This window comes from Asanoa sp. NPDC049475 (genome assembly GCF_040676915.1).
Taxonomy (GTDB): Bacteria; Actinomycetota; Actinomycetes; order Mycobacteriales; family Micromonosporaceae; genus Asanoa.
The window spans coordinates 837,186-856,863 of record NZ_JBFAPY010000004.1; the positions used below are offsets into that span (position 1 = coordinate 837,186).

At 71.5% G+C, this 19,678-nt stretch carries 21 protein-coding genes; 9 read left to right on the forward strand and 12 right to left on the reverse strand.

Annotated features, from left to right (window positions below; all coding sequences use genetic code 11):
- Positions 1–27: 27 nt before the first annotated feature.
- Complete coding sequence (locus AB0J88_RS19530; protein WP_364342321.1) at positions 28–864, reverse strand: class II glutamine amidotransferase; 837 nt, start codon at positions 862–864, stop codon at positions 28–30.
- Between the two features lie 12 nt (positions 865–876).
- Positions 877–2,271: a glutamate decarboxylase gene (locus AB0J88_RS19535; protein WP_364342318.1), complete on the reverse strand. Its 1,395-nt coding sequence runs from the start codon at positions 2,269–2,271 to the stop codon at positions 877–879.
- Between the two features lie 79 nt (positions 2,272–2,350).
- Between AB0J88_RS19535 and AB0J88_RS19540 the strand changes: the two genes are divergently transcribed.
- Positions 2,351–2,917: a GNAT family protein gene (locus AB0J88_RS19540; protein WP_364342315.1), complete on the forward strand. Its 567-nt coding sequence runs from the start codon at positions 2,351–2,353 to the stop codon at positions 2,915–2,917.
- Positions 2,918–2,997: 80 nt separating this feature from the next.
- Positions 2,998–3,783 (forward strand): hypothetical protein, encoded by a 786-nt coding sequence (locus AB0J88_RS19545; protein ID WP_364342312.1) that lies wholly within the window; start codon positions 2,998–3,000, stop codon positions 3,781–3,783.
- 94 nt (positions 3,784–3,877) lie between these two features.
- Here AB0J88_RS19545 and AB0J88_RS19550 read toward each other — a convergent pair whose 3' ends face one another.
- The 5 genes from AB0J88_RS19550 to thyX all read right to left on the reverse strand — a co-directional run bounded on the left by AB0J88_RS19550 (position 3,878) and on the right by thyX (position 8,978).
- Positions 3,878–4,633: a phosphotransferase gene (locus tag AB0J88_RS19550; RefSeq protein ID WP_364342309.1), complete on the reverse strand. Its 756-nt coding sequence runs from the start codon at positions 4,631–4,633 to the stop codon at positions 3,878–3,880.
- Entirely contained in the window at positions 4,609–5,562 is a 954-nt protein-coding gene (locus AB0J88_RS19555; protein ID WP_364342306.1) for an aminoglycoside phosphotransferase family protein, read from the reverse strand. Before AB0J88_RS19555 ends, AB0J88_RS19550 begins: the two co-directional genes overlap by 25 nt.
- 7 nt (positions 5,563–5,569) lie before the next feature.
- Positions 5,570–7,258, reverse strand: a complete 1,689-nt coding sequence (locus AB0J88_RS19560) for a ribonuclease J (protein ID WP_364342303.1) — start codon at positions 7,256–7,258, stop codon at positions 5,570–5,572.
- Positions 7,255–8,163, reverse strand: a complete 909-nt coding sequence (gene dapA / locus AB0J88_RS19565) for a 4-hydroxy-tetrahydrodipicolinate synthase (protein ID WP_364342300.1) — start codon at positions 8,161–8,163, stop codon at positions 7,255–7,257. Before dapA ends, AB0J88_RS19560 begins: the two co-directional genes overlap by 4 nt.
- A gap of 71 nt (positions 8,164–8,234) precedes the next feature.
- Entirely contained in the window at positions 8,235–8,978 is a 744-nt protein-coding gene (thyX, locus tag AB0J88_RS19570) for an FAD-dependent thymidylate synthase (protein ID WP_364344507.1), read from the reverse strand.
- 132 nt (positions 8,979–9,110) lie between these two features.
- Between thyX and AB0J88_RS19575 the strand changes: the two genes are divergently transcribed.
- The 3 genes from AB0J88_RS19575 to AB0J88_RS19585 are packed head-to-tail and all read left to right on the forward strand — an operon-like array spanning position 9,111 to position 10,638.
- The gene (locus tag AB0J88_RS19575; protein ID WP_364342297.1) at positions 9,111–9,647 is read left to right on the forward strand and encodes a hypothetical protein; all 537 of its coding nucleotides are present in this window, start codon (positions 9,111–9,113) and stop codon (positions 9,645–9,647) included.
- 34 nt (positions 9,648–9,681) lie between these two features.
- Positions 9,682–10,473, forward strand: a complete 792-nt coding sequence (locus AB0J88_RS19580; protein ID WP_364342294.1) for a DUF4097 family beta strand repeat-containing protein — start codon at positions 9,682–9,684, stop codon at positions 10,471–10,473.
- An 18-nt stretch (positions 10,474–10,491) separates the two neighbouring features.
- Positions 10,492–10,638, forward strand: a complete 147-nt coding sequence (locus tag AB0J88_RS19585) for a hypothetical protein (RefSeq protein ID WP_364342291.1) — start codon at positions 10,492–10,494, stop codon at positions 10,636–10,638.
- A 137-nt stretch (positions 10,639–10,775) separates the two neighbouring features.
- Here the strand turns inward: AB0J88_RS19585 and AB0J88_RS19590 are convergent, their stop codons facing one another.
- Complete coding sequence (locus AB0J88_RS19590) at positions 10,776–11,474, reverse strand: DUF2752 domain-containing protein (RefSeq protein ID WP_364342288.1); 699 nt, start codon at positions 11,472–11,474, stop codon at positions 10,776–10,778.
- Between the two features lie 5 nt (positions 11,475–11,479).
- Positions 11,480–12,700, reverse strand: a complete 1,221-nt coding sequence (locus AB0J88_RS19595) for a crosslink repair DNA glycosylase YcaQ family protein (protein WP_364342285.1) — start codon at positions 12,698–12,700, stop codon at positions 11,480–11,482.
- 74 nt (positions 12,701–12,774) lie between these two features.
- On the opposite strand from AB0J88_RS19595, the gene AB0J88_RS19600 reads away from it, so the two are divergent.
- Positions 12,775–13,416 carry a GNAT family N-acetyltransferase gene (locus AB0J88_RS19600; protein ID WP_364342282.1) on the forward strand — a complete coding sequence of 214 codons (642 nt, stop codon included), beginning with the start codon at positions 12,775–12,777 and terminating at the stop codon, positions 13,414–13,416.
- Here AB0J88_RS19600 and AB0J88_RS19605 read toward each other — a convergent pair.
- Positions 13,360–14,583: a glycosyltransferase 87 family protein gene (locus AB0J88_RS19605; RefSeq protein ID WP_364342279.1), complete on the reverse strand. Its 1,224-nt coding sequence runs from the start codon at positions 14,581–14,583 to the stop codon at positions 13,360–13,362. The genes AB0J88_RS19600 and AB0J88_RS19605 overlap by 57 nt on opposite strands.
- Here AB0J88_RS19605 and AB0J88_RS19610 point away from each other — a divergent pair.
- Positions 14,582–15,154: a GNAT family N-acetyltransferase gene (locus AB0J88_RS19610; protein ID WP_364342276.1), complete on the forward strand. Its 573-nt coding sequence runs from the start codon at positions 14,582–14,584 to the stop codon at positions 15,152–15,154. The genes AB0J88_RS19605 and AB0J88_RS19610 overlap by 2 nt on opposite strands.
- A 105-nt stretch (positions 15,155–15,259) precedes the next feature.
- On the opposite strand, the gene AB0J88_RS19615 is transcribed toward AB0J88_RS19610, so the two are convergent.
- Both AB0J88_RS19615 and AB0J88_RS19620 read right to left on the reverse strand, forming a co-directional pair.
- Positions 15,260–15,619: a hypothetical protein gene (locus tag AB0J88_RS19615; RefSeq protein ID WP_364342273.1), complete on the reverse strand. Its 360-nt coding sequence runs from the start codon at positions 15,617–15,619 to the stop codon at positions 15,260–15,262.
- Between the two features lie 193 nt (positions 15,620–15,812).
- Positions 15,813–18,545, reverse strand: coding sequence for a LuxR C-terminal-related transcriptional regulator (locus tag AB0J88_RS19620; protein ID WP_364342270.1), 2,733 nt, complete (start codon positions 18,543–18,545; stop codon positions 15,813–15,815).
- A gap of 130 nt (positions 18,546–18,675) precedes the next feature.
- Between AB0J88_RS19620 and AB0J88_RS19625 the strand changes: the two genes are divergently transcribed.
- Together AB0J88_RS19625 and AB0J88_RS19630 are read left to right on the forward strand one after the other, a co-directional pair.
- Positions 18,676–19,017, forward strand: coding sequence for a VOC family protein (locus AB0J88_RS19625; protein ID WP_364342267.1), 342 nt, complete (start codon positions 18,676–18,678; stop codon positions 19,015–19,017).
- 28 nt (positions 19,018–19,045) lie between these two features.
- The gene (locus AB0J88_RS19630) at positions 19,046–19,660 is read left to right on the forward strand and encodes a glyoxalase (protein WP_364342264.1); all 615 of its coding nucleotides are present in this window, start codon (positions 19,046–19,048) and stop codon (positions 19,658–19,660) included.
- Positions 19,661–19,678: the final 18 nt, after the last annotated feature.

Consider the following 19,678-nt stretch of genomic DNA (forward strand, 5'->3'; position numbering starts at 1 on the left):
GCCATTTCGTGAGTACGCGAACCCAGCTCAGCGCGGGTTGAAAGCCGACATCTCGTCCTGTCCCTCGTGGATGATGCTGTAGCTCGACTCCGGTACCTCCTGGAACGCGTCCGGCATCGCGCCCAGCGGTTCCGAAACCACCAGCCGGTCCTGGTCCGAGAGCCGCCGCAGCGCCTCGACCTCGGGATGCACGGCCCGCAGCGCGTCCACGGTCCGCGAGTAGAACAGCGTGCGGGACTGGTGCGCGGACGAGTAGCGGAACGCCCAGATCCGCTCTCCCTCGGTGGTGGCAACGGTCATCTGCACCGGGTCGGCGATGCCGTGCCGGGCGGCGGTCGACTCGACGAAGCCGACCATCCGCTCCACCGCCGCGACCGGATCCTCCTGCAACCCGTACGTCAGGGCCAGGTAGAACATCGCCTCGGAGTCCGTGCTGCCCTCGATCAACGGGTAGAGCAGCGGGTCCACCTCCAGCAGCAGGTCGCGCTTGAGCCGTTCGAAGTCCCGGATCGAGCCGTTGTGCATCCAGAGCCACCGCTCGCGCCGGAACGGATGGCAGTTGGTCTCCTGCACCGGCGAGCCGGACGACGCCCGCACGTGCGCGAAGAACAGCGGCGAGCGGATGTGCTCGGCCAGGTCACGCAGGTTGCGGTCGCTCCAGGCCGGCCCGACGCCGTGGAAGATCGCGGGAGTCTGCTTGGCCACCGGGTCGGTCGGATACCAACCGATGCCGAACCCGTCCCCGTTCGTGGTCTCCGCGCCGAGCTCCGCGTGCTGGCTCTGGTCGATCAGCGAGTGCTTGGGCCGATAGAGCAGTGCGTCGATCAGCAGCGGCGAACCGGAGAAGGCCATCCAGCGACACACGATTCTTCTCCTTCAGTGGTGGAACGACGAGGCGTCGGCCGCGGTGCGGCGCGGGCCGGGCTGGGCCTTGAGGTCGGCCAGCGCCCTGTCGAGGTCGGCGAGCAGCAGGTCGGCCATGTCGTGCGAGAAGCCGTTGCGCACCACGACGCGGAGGACGGCGAGGTCGGTGCGGTTCTTCGGAAACGTGTACGCGGGCACGAGCCAGCCGCGCTCGCGCAGAGCCCGGGACACGTCGAACACGTTGTACGCGCTGACCTCGGGCGCCGTGGTGAACGCGAACACCGGCAGCTCGTCACCCCGGCTGACCAGCTGGAACTCGCCCGTGTCGGCGATCTTCCCGGACAGGTACGTGGCCACGTCGCGGGACGCCTGCTGCACCGCGCGAAAGCCCTCGCGGCCGAGCCGGAGGAACATGTAGTACTGCGCGACCACCTCGGCGCCGGGCCGGGAGAAGTTGAGCGCGAAGGTCGGCATGCTGCCGCCGAGGTAGTTCACGTCGAAGACCAGCTCTTCGGGGAGCAGGTGCTTCTCCCGCCAGAGCACCCAGCCGACGCCGGGGTAGACGAGGCCGTACTTGTGGCCACTGGTGTTGATCGAGGCGACCCTGGGCAGGCGGAAGTCCCAGAGCAGGTCGGGGTCGAGAAACGGGGCGATCATGCCGCCCGAGGCGCCGTCGACGTGGATCGGGATGTCCCAGCCGCGGGTCTGCTGGAGGTCGTCGAGCGCTTTCGCGATCTCGGCGACCGGTTCGTACGATCCGTCGAACGTGGAGCCCAGCACCGCGACCACGCCGATGGTGTTCTCGTCGCAGCGGGCCACGGCCTCCGGCGCCGACAGGTGGAACCGGTCCCCCGCCATCGGGACCATCCGCGGCTCGACCTCCCAGTAGTTGCAGAACTTCTCCCAGCACACCTGGACGTTGCCGCCCATCACCAGGTTGGGTCGCCCGCCCATCGAGCCCTTGGCCCAGCGCCGCTTGAGCGCGAGGCCGGCGAGCATGCACGCCTCGCTCGACCCGGTGGTCGAGCAGCCCACGGTGGAAGCCGGGTCGGGCGCGTGCCAGAGATCGGCCAGGATCGCCACGCAGCGCCGCTCGATCTCGGCGGTCAGCGGGTACTCGTCCTTGTCGATCATGTTCTTGTCCGCGCACTCGGCCATCAGCACGTCGGCCTGCGGCTCCATCCACGTGGTCACGAACGTCGCCAGGTTCAGGGCGGCGTTGCCGTCGAGCAGGAGCTCGTCGTGGATCAGCTGGTACGCGACGGCGGCCGGCACCGGATCGGGGCCGAGCGCGGTGACCGGCAGGGTCAGCTCCCGGCCGAAGTCCGGGTTGGCAGCCGTGGCGACGATGTTGCCGGCCCGGTGGCTCGGCCGGGGCTCCGGCGGCTTCCCGGCGTGCAGCGGCATCCGGCCTCCCTGGGGTGATCTGACCCGTTCAGGCTATGGCGCGAAGCTGGCGCAGGATGTCGGATTTGCCGAGCGCGGCTTGATCGGCGGTGTCGGCCTGCGGTACGAACACGGCATGCTGCGCGGCGAGAAGGTGCTTCTGCGGGCTCGGCGCGAGGAAGACGTGCCCGTGTTGCACGCCGACCTCTACGACGACGTCGCCATGCGGTCGCGTGCCGACGGCCGGCCGTGGCGGCCGATCCCGCCGGGCTCTTCCGCGTCGCCGTTCGCCCCCGGCCCGCCCAGCGACAACGCCGCCGTCTTCACGGTGGTGCGGCTGGCCGACGACGCCGTGGCCGGCGAGGGGTTGCTGTGGGGCATCGACCCGCACAACCGGGTGGGCCATGTGGGCATCTCGTTGCGGCCGTCGATGAGGGGCAGCGGGCTGGGCACGGACACCGTGCGGGTGCTGTGCCGCTACGGCTTCCGGACGCGGGGGCTGAATCGGCTGGGCTTGGAGACGCTAACTTCCAACAGCGCGATGATCAGCGCCGCTTCGCGGGTCGGTTTTCAGCGGGAGGGCACGCTGCGCGGGAACGCCTGGGTCGACGGTGAGTTCCTCGACGAGGCGATCTTCGGCTTGCTCGCGTCGGAGTTCGCGGGCTGACGCTGTCCCGGTGTGCGTCTGTCCGCTGTCCCGCCGTCGGGGGATAGGGCGCGTGCGTACACACCGGTAACTTCGGGCATATGGCCTGGTTCTTGAACCCCGCGCTGACCCGCTTCCGCAACGAGGTCAACGCCCGCTGGCCGCGGCGCGACAAGACCTCGGACGGCACCATCGGCGACGCGGCCCACCAGGCGACCGACTCGGACCACAACCCGGACAAGGACGGTTCGGTCGACGCCTGGGACATGGACGTCAACGGGGTCGACGTGCAGAAGGTCATCAGGGCGGCGCTGGCCCACGAGTCGATCCAGTACGTGATCTACAACCGACGGATCACCAGCCGGTCGTGGGGGTTGGGCACGTGGCGGCCGTACACCGGGACGTCGCCGCACACCGAGCACGTGCACTTCAACACCCGCCAGTCGCACGAGCGCAGCACCAAACCCTGGTTCACCGAGGAGGACGACATGTTCGAGCCCCGCGACCGCGACGCCCTGACCAGCGCCAACTACCGGGCGCTAGGTCTCTACCAGGACCTGGACAAGATCAGCTTCAAGATAAGCAATGGGTCGACCCGCGTCGAGCAGAACGTGGCGAAGGCCGCCCGGGTGGCCCTGGAACAGAAGATGTCGGCGGTGTTGAGCGCGCTGGCGAGCGTCGACGAGGCGGTGGCGGCGCAGCTACGCGGCCAGTTCGACCGGATCGACGCGGGGCTGGCGGAAAGCCGCGCGGCGATCGACACGGTCGACGACCAGGTCATCGAGCGGCTGGGCGCGGTCGCCAGCCCGGAGGAACAGGCCGACCTGCTGCGGGCCGTGCTGGGCGACCGCGCCAAGGAAGTCGGCCTGCTGCTCGCCCAGGGCTGAGTGCGCTCGCAACAGCCCGGACCGCCATGCCGCGATGTCGCTGCCGGCTGGCCGCCGAGGGCTGAGCTGCCCGGTTGCCGGGTGAGTCTCTTCCCTACAGCTCCGCGCGCCATGACGTGGTGTTGCTGTTCAGGTAGTCGGCGACGCCGCGCCAGAACGGGCCGTCCTCCGTGTAGATCCGGGCCCAAGGTTGGCGTCCGTCGCGGGCGCCGGCGGCCAGCAGGTCGTACATGGCGCCTGCGTTGACCCCGAGCAGGTCAGCGAGGGCGGGCCGCAGGACCGGGTCGAGGCCGTATCCGTCCACGAAGGATCGCAGTCGCGCTGCCGACTCCGAAACCGGGCGCTCGGGGCGCATCCCGCAGCAGGTCAGGGCCGAGTAGGCGAGCTCCCAGGTCCGCGAGCCCGGCCCCGCGTTGTCCCAGTCGATCAAAACCCAGCCGCGCTCGGCGCGAACCAGGTTCCACGGTGCGGCGTCGTGGTGGCAGATCACCTCGCCTACGGGTGAGCCGGGCACGCCGACCGGCGGGATCTCGGTGTGCCACCTCGCGTCCGGCGGAGGCGTGAACTCTGCCGTAGCCGTGTGCAGGTCCCGCAGCAGCCGGCCGAGCTCGGGCAGGTCGCTCGGGTCGACGTCCATCGTCGACTCGCCGGGCACGAACTCCAGCACCTGGCGACCCTGCTCGTCCCGGCCGAGCGGTCGCGGCGAGCCGGTGAAACCGACGTTGTGGAGGTGGTGAAGCAACGCGTCGACGGCGTCGGTCTGCGGCCCTACCGGGCGGCGGACGGTATCGCCGACCCGCACGATGCCCGCGGTGACGTTGCCGGTCAGCGGCTCCTCGCCAGATCGCACAGCACCTCTCGAATGACGTAGCGGGCGTTGTCCGCGAACGGCGGATTGGTCTCGTAGTAGTAGACCAAGGCCCCCAACGCCATCGCCAACGAGCGGCCACGACCCCGCCGCCAGGTGGGCTCGTCGACGTCGAGCGCGTCCCGGAAGACCGCGCGGGCGTCTGCCGTGAGCAGGTTCCAGGCGACGATCAGGTCGCAGGACGGATCGCCGACACCGAAGGTACCGAAGTCGATCACACCGGTCAGCCGACCGCGCGGGTCGACCAGCAGGTTGCCGGGCATCAGGTCGGCATGCGACCAGACCGGCGGCCCGTCGTAGTCCGGCACCGCGAGATCAGCGGCCCACGCCTCGCGCGCGGCCGCCAACGTGTCCGGATCGAGCTGACCACCGAGCCCATCGAGTGCGGTGCGAGCGGTCTCGTCGAGCAACGAGTGCCCACCACCCCGATAGGCGGCCGGCGGTTCCGCCGGTAGCGCCGACCCGACCACGCCACCAACCCCGGACGCCGCCCGGCTCGCGGCCGGTTGGTCGACTGCGCGCATGGCCTTGACGAAAACAGCCAGGTCCGCGGCCAGGCCGAGCGGGTCGGACAGGTTGTCCTGGACCGGCACCGTGCCCGGCAGCCACCGATAGACCGACCACGGCCAGGGATAGCCCTCCCCCGGCCGACCGGCCGCTACCGGTTCCGGAATCGTGACCGGCAGCCGGGGCGCGAGCCATGGCAGCCACGTCGCCTCGGTTTCGATGTCGCCGAGCGACCAGTCCACCCGCGGCAGCCGGACCACCAGGTCCTCGCCGAGCCGGAACAGCACGTTGACCGTGCCCGACGAGGTGACTCGGGTCAGTGGGCGGCCGGACCACTCCGGGAACTGGGCGGCGACCAGCTTCGCGACCAGTTCGCCACCGATGGGGAACTCGCCCGCGTGCACGGACCGCTCAGACCTCGACCACGGTCGGCACGATCATCGGGCGGCGCCGGTACGTGTCGTTGACCCAGCGGCCCACCGTCCGGCGTACCAGCTGCTGAAGCTGGTGCGGGTCGGTGATGTTGTCCGCCGCGGCGCGCAGGAGAGCCTCGGTGATCAGCGGGATGACCTGGTCGAACGCCTCCGGGTTCTCGGAGAAGCCCTTCGCCGAGACAGCGGGGCCACCGACCACCTTGCCGGTCACCGAGTCGATCACCACGGTGGCGGCGATGAAGCCGCCGTCGCCCAGCATGCGGCGCTCGGTGAGCAGCGACTCGCCGATGTCGCCGACGGCCAGCCCGTCGACGTAGATGTAGCGGCTGGGCACGTGCCCGACCAACCGGGCCTGGCCGTCGACCAGGTCGACCACGTCGCCGTCCTCGCACAGCACCACGTTCTCCGGTGCGATGCCGGACTCGACGCCGATGCGGGCGTGCGCGCGCAGGTGCCGCCACTCGCCGTGCACCGGCAACAGGTTGCTCGGCCGCACGACGTTAAGCAGGTAGAGCAGCTCGCCCGCCGGGGCGTGGCCGGAGACGTGCACCTTGGCGATGTCCTTGTGGATGACGTTGGCGCCGGCGCGGGACAGCCGGTTGATCACGCGGTAGACCGAGGTCTCGTTGCCCGGCACGAGCGAGCTGGCCAGCACGACGGTGTCGCCCTGGGCGATCGTGATGTGCCGGTGGTCGCCGTTGGCCATGCGGCCGAGCGCGCTCATCGGCTCGCCCTGCGAGCCGGTCGACATCAGCACGATCCGCTCCGGCGGCGCCTGCATGGCCTCGTCCATGCCGACGACGAGCCCCGGCTCGATCCGCAGGAGGCCGAGGTCGCGGGCGATGCCCATGTTGCGCACCATCGAGCGGCCGATGAACGCCACCTGCCGGCCGTGCAGCGCCGCCGCGTCGAGCACCTGCTGCACCCGGTGCACGTGGGAGGCGAACGACGCGACGATGACGCGGCCGCGGGCCTTCGCGAAGATCGCGTCGAGCACCGGACCGATCTCGCGCTCCGGGGTCACGAAGCCCGGGATCTCGGCGTTGGTCGAGTCGGAGAGCAGCAGGTCGACGCCCTCGGCACCGAGCCGCGCGAAGCCGGCGAGGTCGGTGATCCGGCCGTCGAGCGGCAACTGGTCCATCTTGAAGTCGCCGGTGTGCAGCACGAGCCCGGCCGGCGTGCGGATGGCCACCGCCATCGCGTCCGGGATCGAGTGGTTGACCGCGAAGAACTCCACGTCGAACGGGCCGAGCCGCTCGTGCTGCCCCTCGGTGACGGTCAGCGTGTAGGGCTCGATCCGCCGCTCCTGCAGCTTCGCCTCGACCAGCGACAAGGTGAACTGCGAGCCGACCAGAGGGATGTCGGACTTGTGGGCCAGCAGGTAGGGCACCGCGCCGATGTGGTCCTCGTGGCCGTGCGTGAGCACGATCGCCTGCACGTCGTCGAGCCGGTCGAGGATCGGCGCGAAGTCGGGCAGGATCAGGTCGACGCCGGGCTGCTCCACGTCGGGAAACAGCACTCCACAATCGACGATCAACAACTTGCCGTCGTACTCGAAGACGGTCATGTTGCGACCGATGGCGCCGAGGCCGCCCAGCGGGATGACCCGCAGGCCACCCGCCGGCAACGGCGGCGGGGGTTCGAGCTCGAGGTGCGCGAGAGTCATGCAGCAAGCTCCAGTCCGCACGCGGCGGCGTCGGCGCGCAGTTGCTCGACCTGCTCCGGGGTCGCGTCGACCAGGGGCGAACGGACCGGGCCGGCGGGCAGGCCTTGGAGGGCCAGGCCGGCCTTGACCAGGATCGTTCCCTGGGTACGGAAGATGCCGGTGAACAGGGGCAGCATCTGGCGGTGCTGGGCCAGGGCCTCGGCGACGTCGCCGCGCGCGTACGCCCGGATCATCGCCTTGGTCTGTGGGCCCGTGAAGTGGGTCGAGGTGCCGACGATGCCGACCGCGCCCACGGCGAGCGCCGGCAGCGTGCCGGCGTCGTCGCCCGAGTAGTAGGCGAGGTCCGTGCGCGCCAGCACCCACGAGGTGGCGACCAGGTCGCCCTTGGCGTCCTTGACACCCACGATGCGCTGGTGCTCCGCGAGCCGGACCAGCGTCTCGGTCTCGATCGGCACGCCGCTGCGGTGCGGGATGTCGTAGAGCAGGATCGGCAGCCCGCTGGCGTCGGCCACCGCGGTGAAGTGGCGCAGCAGGCCGGCCTGCGGAGGCTTGTTGTAGTAGGGCGTCACGACCAGCAGGCCGTGCGCGCCCGCCTTCTCGGCGCTCAGCGCGAGCTCGATCGTGTGCCGGGTGTCGTTGGTGCCGACACCGGCGAGCACCTTGGCCCGGTCGCCGACCGCCTCGACCACGGCCCGGACGAGGGCCTCCTTCTCGGCGTCGGTCGTGGTCGGCGACTCGCCGGCCGTGCCGTTGATCACCAGCGCGTCGTTGCCCTGCTCGTCGACGAGGTGGGCCGCCAGGCGCTGGACGCCGTCGAGGTCGAGTGCGCCGTCGGCGGTGAACGGCGACACCATGGCCGTGATCAGCTCACCGAACGGGCGCGCGACAGTGTGCTCGTGCGTCATGCTGACAAACCTAGCGGAAGCCTGGTCGGCGCCGGTCTCGTCCGGTCGGGTTTGCTCCCGCGGCCGGGGTGCTAGGAGCGGTCCGCGTACGGGCTCGACGCGACCTCTGACCCGTCGGGCAGCGTGGTGATCACGTAGTCGGCGAACACGTTCGGCGCGACCCCCTGCAACTGCCGCAGGCACTCGATGGCGACCTCGCGGATCTCCACGTCGGCGGCCTCGGTGGCGCGCAGGTTGATGAAGTGTCGCCACGCACGGTAGTTGCCCGTCACCACGATCCGGGTCTCCGCCGCGTTGGGCAGCACCGCCCGGGCCGCCTGGCGGGCCTGCTTGCGACGCAGAGTGCCGTTGGGCTCGTCGGCGAACTTGTGCTCCAGACCTTCGAGCAGCTCGTTGTACGCCCGGACGCTGGCCTCGGCCGCCTCGACGAAGGTCTTGTGCAGGTCGGGGTCGGACGCGATGACCTCGGGCTCGACCATCGCGGCGTCCCGGCCGGGGACGTAGCGCTGGGAGAGCTGGCTGTAGCTGAAGTGCCGGTGACGGATCAGCTCGTGGGTGAACGAGCGGGAGACGCCGCTGAGGTAGAACGTCACCGTGCCGTGCTCGAGCACCGAGAGGTGGGCCACGTCGAGGATGTGGGCGAGGTAACCGGCGTTGGTCGCGGTGGCCGGGTTCGGCTTCTTCCACGACTGGTAGCAGGCCCGACCCGCGAACTCGGCGAGCGCCTGGCCGCCGTCGGCGTCAGTGCTCCACGGCACGTCGTCCGGGGCCTCGAAGTGGGTCCAGGCAATGATCCTGACCTGCGGCGGAACGATCTCAGGCACGGCGCCCCCTCTGCCTCGCGCGACTCGCCAGACTCTAACCCTGCCTCGTTGCCTCGGGTTCACGACACCACGGCGCCGTCATTGTGTCTTGCGATGACGTCACTTCGGTGGCATAGTGACGTCATGGACATCGCACCGTACGTCGAAAGCCTCCGCCGCGACCTCAACGCGGCAGCGGCGCCGGGCGGCCCCGAAGTGGCACGCGCGGCCGAGCTGCTGAGCGGCTCGATCGACGCCGCCGCCCGGCTGGCCCTCCTCGACGCGCTGGCCCAGGCCGCCGACGAGGTCACCACGAAGCTCAGCGCGGCCAGCGTCGAGCTGCGGCTGCGGGGCCGAGAGCCGGAGCTCGTCGTCACCGAGCACCTGCCCCAGCCGCCGTCCCCGCCAGCACCGCCTGTTCCCCCGACGCCGCCGGGCGCCACTGCGACGTCACCTGATGCCAGCGGTGACGTCACCCGGATCACCCTGCGCCTGGCGGAGGGTCTCAAGGACGCCGTCGAGCGTTCCGCCGCCGCCGAGGGCATCTCCGTCAACGCCTGGTTGGTGCGGGCGATCGGCGCGGCGGTCACCGGCGCGCCCACGCAGCCCACCCCGCCCGGCGGCTGGAACACCCCGCCCGGCCGCGGCCGCCGGCACATCACCGGCTACGGCCGCGCCTGAGTCCATCCCCTCTTCGCATCGAAGGAGCAGCACGATGCCCGAGTTCCCCGTCGACGGACCGATCACCGTCGAATTCAAGATCGCATCTGGCTCGGTCGACGTGGTCGCCGAGGAGCGCACGACCGCCGTGGCCACGGTCGAGCCGGCCGGCCGCAGCGGCGAGTCCCGCCGGATCGCCGACGAGACGACGATCGAGTTCCAGAACGGCCGGCTGACCATCACGACACCTGATCAGAGCGGCTTCCGGCTGCGCAGCGGCTCGGTGGCGATCCGGGTGCTGGTGCCGCTGGACAGCACGGTCACCGGCAGGTCCGCGTCGGCGGACGTCACCTGCCAGGGCCGCGTCGGCGGGTTCGAGATCGAGTCCGCGTCGGGCGACATCCGAGCCGAGCACGTCAGCGGCGACGCGACGGTCGGCACGGCCAGCGGCGACGTCCGCCTCGGCCGCGTCGACGGCCATCTCCAGACGAGGGGCGCCTCGGGCGACCTGCGGGTGCAGACGGTGGGCGGCGCGTTCACGGGCAAGTACGCGAGCGGCGACGTCCAGGTCGACGAGGCCGGCGGTGACCTGACCGTCCAGACCGCGTCGGGCGACGTCACCATCCGCAAGGCCCAGCAGGGCACGGCCCGCATCAGCACCGCGTCCGGCGACGTCAGCATCGGCGTACTGGCCGGCACCGGGGTCTGGTTCGACGTCAAGACCCTCTCCGGCGACACCCGCAACGGCCTCGACATGAGCCAGCCGGCGGCCGGCGAGCCCACCGGCGGCCAGATCACCCTGCAGCTCCGCACCATGAGCGGCGACATCGACATCCACCGCGCCTGACAGCGAAAGGAACCTGACATGTACGAGAACCCGAACATCCTGCTAGCCCTGGCCGGCGAACGACACCGCGCCATGCGCCGCACCGCCGACCGCCGCCACCTGGCCCTCCGCGTGGCCCGAGCGATGCGCGGCGACCGAGACGACGGCGGAGCGACCCGGCGCTGACCACGCCGTCCACCAAGGACCCCCGGCCCAGCCGGCGGGTCCTCGGTGCGTGCCAGGTCAGACGAGCGCCGCCGGCATCCCGCCGGCAATGGACCAAGGCCGGTTCGGGGATGTGGTGGGCCGGGGTTGAGCGGCTTCTAGACGTAGAACCAGTCGAAGGGCGCCCACGGGAGGTTGCGCAGGATCGAGAACGCTAGCCACGCGCCCATGAAGATGGCGATGGCCACCGGCGGGATCCTCAGTTGCGGCAGTTTGCGGCCGAAGGCTCGTTGGGCCGCCCAGGCGATGTAGAGATAGATGATGAACGGCACCGCGAACACGAACACCAGGTGGTGTCGGGCGGCGGCGGCTACGTCGCCGTGGAGGAGGTACCAGGCCGCCCGCGTGCCGCCGCAGCCCGGACAGTCGAGGCCGGTGGTCAGCTTGAGCACGCAGGTCGGCGGCGCGTCCGGGGCGCTGTCGGTCGGGTTGCTGATCAGCGTGTAGCCGACCGCTCCACCGATGCACCCGAGCACCGCCAGCGGCGCCAGCCACCGCGGCACCCGCTCGAGCATCCGCAGGTAGGCCCGTCCCACCCGACCCCGCCTCGGCGGCGCGTAGGACGGCGGCAGAAACGTCGGCGGCACAGCGCCGTCGGTGCCGCCGTAGCCAGCCGGATATTCGGGACCCTCGCCGGGAACCGCGAGCAACACACCGTTGCCGCTCTCAGGAGCCGTGCCGTTCGCGCCGGGACTCGCCGCGGCGCTCGGTATCTGGTCGCGGTCAGCGGCCCCCGGGGTCGCGGTTTCCCGTCCCGGCGACGCCTCCGATGCGGCTGGGCCGGGTGCGGGCGTCATGGTCGTCACGGTACACCGGCGTTGCTCGCCAGTGCGGCTCCTAGCGGGCCGCCCAGGTCGCCTCCTTCCGGGGTCGCCACCGACGACAGGCCCAGCCACCCGGCCAACCGCGAAAGCTCCGCCGCGAGCGCGTGCGCCGTTGCCGCGCGGTCGATGCCCGGCTCGGCCCACGCCGCCGGCACGCGCAGGACCCCGGCCTTGCGGTCGGCCTTCAGGTCGACCCGCGCCGTGAAGCGGTCGCCCTGGAGGAACGGCAGCACGTAGTAGCCGTAGACCCGCTGCGGCGCCGGCACGTAGATCTCGATGCGGTAGGTGAAGTGGAACAGCCGCTCGGTGCGTGCCCGCTCCCAGACCAGCGGGTCGAACGGGCTGATCAACCGGTCACCGCGCACCCAGCGCGGTAGTTTGGCCGACGGGTCCAGATAGGCCGGCTGCTTCCAGGTCTCCACCTTGACCGGCAGCAGCGCGCCCTCCGAGACCAGCGACGCGATCGCCGCCCGCGCGCCGGCCACGGGCAGTCGGAAGTAGTCGCGTAGCTCGAACTCCGCCGCCACCCCCAGCGACCGGGCCGCGACCGACACCAGCGTGCGGTGCGCCTCGGCCTCCGTGGGCGTCGGCTCGGCCAGGACGGAGGCGGGCAGCACCCGCTCGGGCAGGTCGTAGACCCGCGCGAACGACGAGTTGCGCGACGCGGCCATCACCTCGCCCGACCAGAACAGGTATTCGAGGGCGGTCTTCACCGACGACCAGTTCCACCCCCAGTTGGACCGGTCGCGCGGCTCGTCGCGCTCGATCTCGGCGGCGGTCAGCGGGCCGGACTCGCGCACCTCGTCGAGCACCCACTTGACCAGGTCGGGCTGCTCCTCGGCGAACCGGCGCAGGCCACCCCACTGGTGCTCGCGGGCCATGCGCCAGCGGAACGCCGGCTGTAGCTCGACCGGGATCAGCGACGCCTCGTGACCCCAGTATTCGAAGAGCGTGCGCGGCCGCTTGTAGGCCGCCTTGTCGAGTAACGCGGTCGGATAAGGCCCCAGCCGGCTGTAGAGCGGTAGGTAGTGCGCGCGTTGCAGCACATTGACCGAGTCCATCTGGAGCAACCCGGTGCGGCCCACCACCCGGCGCAGGTGGCGGGCGGTCGGCACGCCGGTCGGCGCGGGGTCGGTGAAACCCTGCGCTGCCAGCGCGATGCGGCGGGCCTGAGCCAGCGACAACGATTCAACTGCCACGTCCGGGACGCTATCGGAAGCCTCTGACAAAAATCACAGGCCCGAAGCCGAGCCGGTGCGATAGACATCCCGACATGTTCACCATCCGCCCGGAGACGCCCGACGACATCGACGACGTCGCCGCCGTACACGTGCGGGCCTGGCAAATCGCATATGCCGGAATCATTCCGAAAGAGGTGCTTGACGCCCTGGACCCGGCGCAGCGGGCCGCCCAACGACGACAACACCGCGGCGCCACCGGCTTCCAGACGCTGGTCGCCACCGCCAACAACACCACCGACCCCGGCGCCGCCACCGCCGACAACACCGCCCCAGACCCTCGGGCCACCAACCGCGACACCAGCAGCGCTCGCGGCACCCCCACCGACCCCGGCACCGTCATCGGCTTCGTCACCATCGGTCCGTACCGCAATCACCAGGACCGCACCGACCTTGACCCGACGGTGGGCGAAGTGCTGGCCATCTACCTGGAGCCTGACCGGATCGGCACGGGTGTGGGCCGCGAGCTCATGAGGGCGGCGCTGACCGAGCTGGGCCAACGCGGCTACAAGCAGGTTCGACTCTGGGTGCTCGAGGACAATCACCGATCGCGCCGCTTCTACGAGAAGGCCGGCTTCACCCCGGACGGCGAGCGCGCCACCTACGAGGTCGTCGTGCCGTCAGACGGCGACCGCGTCCCGCTCCCGGAGCTCCGCTACAGCCGTGTCCTCGGCTGAGGACCGCAAGGGCAGGAAGACCAACAGCGCCACACTGATCCACACGTACGCGTTGCTGCCCAAAAAGCCGCCCACTCCCCCGAACCCGTGCTCCCAGGCCCAGACGAGCCTGCTGCACAGCACGGCATAGCAGACGACCGCGACGCCCAACAGCACGCGCCGACGCCGCCCCGAGGCACTCAACCCCGCGGAGACCAGCAGGATCAACGCCGGCAGCAGCCAGACCAGGTGGTGCACCCAGGTCACCGGGCTGATCAGACAGCCCAGCACGCCGGTCAGCGCCAGCCCCTCGGTCAACGACGCCGACCGCACCCGCCACGCCCAAAGCCCCAGCGCCGCTACCACCAGCACCGCCCAGGCCAGCGACGACGGATGCTCCGGGTCGAGCCGGGCGACCAGCCCCTGCAACGACTGGTTGGAGACGAACGCCAGCGAGCCGACCCGGTCGGTGTCCCACAGCGCGCTGGTCCAGAACTCCCGCGAGGCGGCCGGGTCGACCGCGGCGGCGGCGAGGGTGGCCACGGCGGCGGTGCCGCTGGCCACCAGCGCGGCGCGCCAACGCCGCGTGACCAGCAGATAGAGGATGAACACGCCCGGCGTCAGCTTGATCGCCGTGGCCAGGCCGATGCCGATCCCGGCCCAGCGCCGCCCGCCGGCGACGCCGACCAGCAGGTCCAGCCCGACCAGGAACAGCAGCAGCAGGTTGACCTGCCCGAAGCTGAGCGTCTCGCGATAAGGCTCGAATGCCACCAGCAGCAGGAACGCGACCGCGACAGCGAACCACGGCGTCCACCCCTCGCGGCGGGCGAGCGGCAGCACGAGCCACCGCAGCAGCACGTAGGTCGCGCCGAGGGTCAGGCCGATGCTGACCAGGATCGCCAGCACCCAGGGCACGACCGCCATCGGCACCATCGCGATCGCGGCGAAGGGCGGATAGGTGAAGCCGTACTTGCTGTTCGGCTTGAGGAAGTCGTACAGCATGCCGTGGTCGTGGATCCAGTAGTTGACCGCGCCGTAGTAGACCTTGAGGTCGAAGAACCCGTGCCGCACGGCGAAGACGGCCACGAACGCGCCGACGGCGACCGCCAGGCCGGCGACGATCACGGCCTCGCGGCGCGCGGCCCGCTCGATCACCCGCTGCTCCCAGTCCGTAGGCTCACCACTCATGGCACTCGGGTACGTCCGCCCGGCGCGTCCCGAGGACGTCGCCGAGATCGCCCGCATCCAGGTCGCGACCTGGCGGGTCGCATATCGCCGGATGCTTCCCCGACACGTGCTCGACGACCTCGACGAGGCGTGGATCGCCGAGCGCTGGAGCGCCGCGGTCGAGCAGCCGCCGTCGCCGCGGCACCGGGTGCTGGTGGCCGTCGAGCAGGCCGAACAATCGTATCTGGTGGGTTTTGTGGCCTCCGGCCCCGCCGACGAGCAGGCTCTGGCGCCTGAGGAGCCGCCGCTGCCGGACGATGTGGCGGCCATCACGGACCTGCTGGTCGAGCCGCGCTTCGGCCGCCGCGGTCACGGCAGCCGCCTGCTCGCCGCGAGCGTCGACCTGTGGCGCGAGGACGCGTTCGCGTACGCGGTGGCCTGGGCCTATGACGGCGACGCCGCCACGCGCAAGTTCCTCACGTCGTCCGGCTGGGCACCCGACGGAGCCGGGCGCGCCCTCGACGTCGAAGACATGCTGGTGTACCAGCTCAGGCTTCATGTCGATCTTTCGGCCACCCCCGACACCGAATAAGATCATCTTGACTCGGGTCCGCCTGGGGCGCGACCGTCGCTCCCGCCAGAGACCGCTCCGCTGCGCTGCGCTGCCACCTCCGCGGCGGGTCACCCTCAACCCGAGCTAACCACCGACCAGCTCGGTGGTGCCGTCCGCGTGGATGGTCCAGGTCTTGGCCGTGCAGAACGGGTCGTCGAGGCGAGCCACCACCCGATCGGCGTCCAGCGCCGTCACCTCGCCGGTGCCGCACTCGTCGTTGACCCGGATGCCCAGCTCGCCCCCGGCCGGCACCACGAACTGCCGCTTGTCGCCATCGGTCGACACCTCGATCGTCACGGCGGCCGTCCGCTCGTTGCGGACCTCCAGCTCGGGATCGGGCTCCCCCTTGCTGAACGGCGGGCCGACGACCCACGACCAGAGTCCGCACCCGGCCACCAGCGCGACGGAGGCCGCGGCCAGCCCGAGCAGCCACCGCCGCCTCACCAGGTGTCCCGACCGAACCGGGCGCCGTGACCCGCGCACGCCGCGCCTCCCCATATCGAAGCCAGGAGATACGGTATCGGCCGGGTCACCCTCCGCGAAGCCGGGCGCGGCGGGGACGCGCTGGCTCGCCCGTCCGGTCGGAGACCCAGGTCGGCGAGGGCGGACTGGCCGGCAGCGCCGTGGCCGCCGCCGTTCAGAGGCCCAGGTCGGCGAGGGCGGACCGGCCGGTCGGAGCGTGATCGCCGCCGGCCAGGATGAATGTGCGGGCTTGTTGGTAGGGGCAACCCGCCGTGTCGAACGCGGTTGCTGTGGCCAAGAGCCGGTCGTGGTCGTCGGCGAGCAGGGCGGCGGCCCGGTCGAGGATCGCCTCGGCTACCGGGTTTCCCACCACGACCGGGCGTGCCGCCGCCAGCTGGCTCGCGGCGTCGGGGGCGCCGGTCAGCGCCGCGGCTTCGGTGCGTAGGGCGACGTGCCAGTGGAGCAGGATTCCCGTGCGCCAGGCGTTGGGTTCGGCGGTCTCGAGCCGTTCCAGGGCCAGCTTGTGCTGGCCGTGGTGGAGCAGGGTGATCGCATCGAAGGTCGGGCTGTAGCCGGCCCGGTCCTCCGGGGTGACGCCGAGCTGGTCGAGGACCGCGAGCCAGTCGGACCGGGCGTCCTGGTCACCGCGCAACCCGTGGATCATCGCGACCGACGCGGCAACCGGGCCGAACTGGCGAGCCGGTGGCCGACCCGCCTGGGTCCAGCCGTCGAGGAACCGGCCACTGGCGGCGATCACGTCGGTGGCGTGGCCGGCGATGGCGTCGGCCATGACGATCCGGGCCGTGGCGACGTGCCCGACCTCGGCCAGCAACGGCAGGTCGCGCAACTGGCGGCCCCAGCGTCGCGCCGACACCAGGTCGCCGACACCGAGGCTCGTCGCGGTCGCGATCAGGAGCGCGTCGATCAGCTCGTCGGCGACGCCCGGCGTCAGGGGAAGTCCGTCGAGCAGCTCGACGCGGCGGCCGGCGGTCGCGGCGGCGGCGAAGGTGTCGCCGGCCCGGCGCTGGGCGCCGGTCAGCGCGAACAGGGCGGCGCACTCCGCCAACGGGTCGTCGAGCCGGCGGGCCAGGTCCACCGCCCGCTCGGCCAGCGAGGTCATCGTCGCCGCGGCGTTGTCGGCGCGTTCGGCGAAGAACGCATAGCCCATCGCCGCGCAGTCGGCGAGAGCCAACGCCGCCTGGGCCGCCGGATCGTCGCTCGCCAGCTCGTGCGCCTCGGCCAGCAGCGCGGTCGCCTCGTCGCGCGGGGGCAGCTCCGCGAAGGTTCCGGACTTCCGGAAGTACGTGGTGGTGGCCGTAGCGAGGTCGCGGGCCGCGCCGGCTCCGGAACGTCGGGCGGCGGCCCGCCACAGGCGGTAGGCGTCGTCGCCACGCATCCGGCACGCGGCCACGTTGGCGGCTGACCGGAGCGCGGCGGCATCGTCGCCGAGGGCCGCCGCCTGCTCGTAGCGCTGCTGGGACTCGCCGACCAGGTTCCTGGTGAAGGCGAGCTCCGCGAGCGAGAGGGCCAGCCGGTACGCGTCGGAACGCTGGTCCGGCCGCTCGACGGCCCGGCTCAGGGCGGCCCGGAGGTCGTCGGCAGCCGCGTCGAACCTGGCCCGCCAGTCGCCGGTGCCGGGCGGGTCGTCGGCCAGCTCGACCGCGGTGGCCAGGCACCAGCGCAGGTGCCGCACCCGGGTGGCGTCGACCTCGCCGGCCTTGGCGAGCTGCTCGGTCCCGTACTGGCGGATGGTCTCGAGTGCCCGATAGCGGGTGCCGCCGGCCGATGCGGCGACGCTCAGCAGGCTCTGATCGGCGAGGCGGGCCAGCCCGTCGACAATCTCGCCAGGGTCGAACCCGGCCACGGCCGCGGCCGCCGAGGCGGTGAACGGCGAGACGAACACCGAGACCCGACGCAGCAGAGTCAGGTCGGGAGCGGCCAGCAGCGCCTGGCTCCAGTCGAGCATGGCCCGCACCGAGCGGTGTCGGTCGTCGGCGCGGTATCCGCCCACCAGGAGCCGCAGATGGTCGTCGAGCCCGGCCACCAGCCCGTCGAGCCCGAGGGCCGGGAGGCGGGCCGCGGCGAGCTCGATCGCCAACGCCACCCCGTCGAGCTTCCGACACACGTCGGTGACGTCGTCGAGTTGGTCCGGCTCGACGGTCCAGCCCACGGCGGCGGCCCGGTCGACGAACAGCGCGACCGCGTCCGAGCGGCCCTCCAGCGACAGCGGCGGCACCAGGTAGACCCACTCGAACGGCACCATGAGCCGTGCCCGGCTCGTGATCAGCACGCTCACCGACGGGCAGCGCGACAGCAGGCGCTCGACGAACGGCGCGACCCCGTCGGACAGGTGCTCGCAGTTGTCCAGCACCAGCAGGGCGCGCCGATCGGCCAGGGCGGCCAGCACCGAGTCGTCGATGCCGCGGCCCTGCTGCTCGCCCACGCCGATCGCGGCCGCCACCGCGAACCCGACCATGGCCGGATCGGTCACCGGCACGAGGTCGACGAACCACACGCCGTCGGTGAAGTCGCCGGCCAGGTCCGCGGCGACGGCCAGGGCGAGCCGGGTCTTGCCCACCCCGCCGGGACCGACAGCGGACACCGCCCGGCGCGCGCGGACCGCGTCCCGCAAGGCGCCGCGCTCCTCGGTCCGGCCGATGAACGCGCTCAGGGGTGCCGGCAGCGCGGCCCGCGCCTGGCTGGTGCGCTCGGCCCGCGCGAGGTCGGCGAGCGCCCGGCGATCCGGGGCCTCGAGCTTGCGCAGCAGGGACGACACGTGAGCCTCGACCGTACGCACCGAGATGACGAGCTGCGCGGCGATCTCGGCGTTGCTGCGGTGCTCCCCGACCAGCGTCAGGATCTCGGCCTCCCGAGCCGAGATCCCCGCGGTAGCTGCCTGCTGCGACACGCGTGGCATTCTCCCGCACCGCCGCTACGTGCGGTGGTACGTGGTGCGTTACGTGGTCAGCACCGATGTGGGCGCGACCCGGGCCGGGAGACGCTATGGCCTGTAAGTCAACGCCGACGAGGGGGCAGTCATGAGCCAGGGCATCAAGACCATCATCATCCCCGTCCGGGACCTGGCCACCGCCAAGGCGCAGTACGGGACCGTCCTGGGCGTCGAGCCCTACGCCGACGAGCCGTACTACGTCGGCTTCCAGGTCGGGGACCAGGAGATCGGCCTCGACCCGAACGGCCACAACCACGGCATGACCGGTCCTGTCGGCTACTGCCACGTCGGAGACGTCGCCGGGGCGCTGCGCCAGGCGGTCGACGCCGGCTGGCGGACCCGTCAGGGTGTCAAGGACGTCGGCGGCGGTCAGCTGGCCGCCGTCGTCGAGGACTCCAACGGCAACGTGCTGGGTTTCCTTCAGCGCTGACCACGAACACCAGACCAAGGAGCAGACCATGACCACCATCGAGTACGTCACCCTCGAAGTCGCCGACCCCGCGACCGCCGACCGGTTCTACACCGAGACCCTCGGACTGGGAAAGCAGGTGCGCACGCGGGCGTCGGACGCACCGACCACCGGCTTCCGCGGCTACACGCTGTCCCTCATCGTGTCGCAGCCGGCCAACGCCGACGCTCTGATCGACGCCGCCGTCGAGGCGGGAGCCACCGTGCTGAAGCCGGCCGCGAAGTCCCTGTGGGGCTACGGCGGCGTGGTGCAGGCCCCGGACGGCACGATCGTGACCGTCGCGTCGTCGTCGAAGAAGGACACCGCCCCCGCCTCGAAGCAGATCGACGACGTCGTCCTCCAGCTCGGATGCACGGACGTGTCCGCGAGCAAGCAGTTCTACGTCGAGCGCGGCCTGAAGGTAGCCAAGAGCTTCGGCAGCAAGTACGTCGAGTTCGACTCGGGCCAGGTCAAGGTGACGCTCAACAAGCGCCGTTCCCTCGCCAAGACCGCCGGCGTCGCCGAGGAGGGCTCGGGTTCGCACCGGATCGCCTTCGCCTGCGAAGCCGCCCCCTTCACCGACCCCGACGGATTCGGCTGGGAGAGCACCACCTCGGTGGCGTGATCGCGCGTGCGGGCGTCA